This is a genomic window from Vibrio sp. PSi01 (assembly GCF_054960695.1).
This window is the reverse complement of record NZ_JBHNYN010000038.1, coordinates 1-2,209: the sequence shown is the minus strand read 5'-3', so window position 1 is coordinate 2,209 and position 2,209 is coordinate 1. Positions and strand designations below refer to the sequence as shown.

General features: G+C 39.5%; 3 protein-coding genes. 2 read left to right on the top strand and 1 reads right to left on the bottom strand.

Annotation, left to right across the window (positions count from 1 at the left end):
- Nucleotides 1-86: 86 nt before the first annotated feature.
- Complete coding sequence (locus tag ACFI6G_RS22100; RefSeq protein ID WP_010439745.1) at nt 87-1,127, bottom strand: helix-turn-helix domain-containing protein; 1,041 nt, start codon at nt 1,125-1,127, stop codon at nt 87-89.
- 188 nt (nt 1,128-1,315) lie between these two features.
- Between ACFI6G_RS22100 and ACFI6G_RS22095 the strand changes: the two genes are divergently transcribed.
- Nucleotides 1,316-1,651, top strand: coding sequence for a DUF805 domain-containing protein (locus ACFI6G_RS22095; protein ID WP_029189246.1), 336 nt, complete (start codon nt 1,316-1,318; stop codon nt 1,649-1,651).
- Nucleotides 1,648-2,130 (top strand): hypothetical protein, encoded by a 483-nt coding sequence (locus ACFI6G_RS22090; protein ID WP_010439750.1) that lies wholly within the window; start codon nt 1,648-1,650, stop codon nt 2,128-2,130. The genes ACFI6G_RS22095 and ACFI6G_RS22090 overlap by 4 nt, the downstream gene beginning before the upstream one ends.
- Nucleotides 2,131-2,209: the final 79 nt, after the last annotated feature.

Genomic DNA, 2,209 nt, shown 5'->3' with positions numbered 1-2,209 from the left:
TTAGAGTAATGGCTCTAACTCGACCTCAAAAGATTAGGAAATGTATGGCAAAGTAGCTATTAGATCTTCAATATTAATAGTGAATCTTACTTAGGGTGCTGAGCTTTACTTTTACGGTATTCACTTGGAGTCATACCCACGACTCTTGAAAACTCACGATTAAAGTTAGACTTGGTCTGAAAACCAGAATTCATGAATATTTGCGTAATAGTATCTTGTGACGTATCCAAGGAGTGCATGGCATGCTCTATGCGATACCCATTTATGATCTTAGAAATATTCTTTTCGTGTACCTGATTAACTGCAATTGAAATTTGTTTTGCTGGTATACCTAACTTTCGTGTCAGTTTTGAAAGGGTTAGCTCAGGGTCTAAGTAAAGTCTGTCTTGTCGGATTTTAGAGTCTAACAGTAGAGAGATCTCGTGAGCTCTCTCACTGGTCATTACTTGGGAATTACTTATCTCGTCATTGGGGCTGATTTGTTTAGATTTTAACTCATATGAAATAGGTGTATTAATGCCCACTACAATTACAGCTAACGATAACACGGGTAGAAGAATCAAATGTGCCGCAGTAAGGATATACAGTGAAAATCCACCTTGATTAAAAGTGAAATCTAACGACATGAGCGTATCTACACACGCAGAAAATATCAGCATCCATCCCGCAATATTCTCCGCTTTCTTTACTCCTTCCCAATTCCCTAATGAAACATTAATCAGTGCTGTTTCTTTTGACGAAAAGCGGATTAGTGCCACTCCATAGCAAGCGTAAATTAAAGTAAGTAGTACATCTAGTGGAAGTGCCAACCAAGGTTGAGATACAGCGCTAATAATAACGAATAATGGCGCAACAAAATGCTTAATAGGCAAGATGCCCAAATCACGATTGGCGTGTGCAAACGCATACCACGCAACAACAGGAATTATGGAGGCCAGAATAGGTTGCGCGATGCTGAAAATGCTAAGTCCAAATGTCCAACGTAAACCAACCATTGAGGTCGTCACAGCACATAACCCTAAAAACATGCTAGCGACTTTACCCTGCTGAGAAAGCTGGGCATAAAGTGATATCGCTAGTAGTCCAAGTAGCATGGAAACAACGAACGGAACAGGTATCGCAAGCATAGCAAGTCCTAGATTGATAAATGAGTTATCACTTTCAGTGAATATCAAGGATAACTCGATGAAATACAATTGAAAACGCAACGTAGACTAAAATAGGTTTAAGAACGACCTAAAACCTGTTTTGAGACGTATACACCACTTATTCCGAGGCAAAATATCACCATCAGTCAAATATTGAGGTGGCATTTATGAAATACTATTTTTTAGCTTGGAAGCGAAGTTTAGACTTTTCTGGTTGTTCGTCCCGCAAAGAATGTTGGATGTTTCTTTTAGTACACACGTTGGTAGCGATAGGATGCATTGGAGCAGATATTGCTATGAACATGACAACATGGTTCGACACTATTTATAGCGCTGTAAGTTTCATCCCTATGCTTTCAGTAATTGTTCGTAGACTGCACGATATCAACAAATCTGGCTTTTGGGGACTAGTTTTTTTCATACCGATAGTAGGACCGTTCTGGTTAATATATTTGTTAGCTCAATCGACCAATACTCACCTAGACGGGGAGGTTTTAGTATGAAAAAAGTAATCATTCTGCATATTTTTTTATCCGTTTTTGTTTCTACATATAGCTGGGCCGCAACTATATCTCCCACAGGTAGTTTTGGAACTCTGTCTGTCAACAACATGACTCAAGGACAGCTCCTTTGGCTTAATGGTCGAGTTGGGGATGCAACCTACGCATTTACTCGTCAAGGTGAGAAGGCATGCACTTTAAAGGTACCAGTTGCTGTAGGTCGTATTTCTGAGCCAGATTTGGGTATCAGTGAAACAAAAGGTCTAGCTATCGTCATTGTGAGCCAACGTCTCAATGATGCTCTTCTTCAAGGGAAACGGATAAGTAGTGAAGAATGGAATTTCACCACGAAAGCGTATGATGAAAATATTGACGGATTGATTACCAGTGGAATTAGCCTTGACGAGAGCTTCGTTTTAAACTCTAAACGAAAGTGGATTTCTTGGTTTCTAGGAGATGATCAAAATGTTGTTTGTCATTAATCTATAGCTTAATGAATACGAGCTCATTCTGCGATGCCATGGGCTCACCTTAAGTCAGGCCATTTATATTCATAGCCTT

Bases quoted from the DNA above. Each gene is read 5' to 3' on its own strand.
- ACFI6G_RS22100 (WP_010439745.1), bottom strand. From the start codon at position 1,127: ATGCTTGCGATACCTGTTCCGTTCGTTGTTTCCATGCTACTTGGACTA.
- ACFI6G_RS22095 (WP_029189246.1), top strand. From the start codon at position 1,316: ATGAAATACTATTTTTTAGCTTGGAAGCGAAGTTTAGACTTTTCTGGT.
- ACFI6G_RS22090 (WP_010439750.1), top strand. From the start codon at position 1,648: ATGAAAAAAGTAATCATTCTGCATATTTTTTTATCCGTTTTTGTTTCT.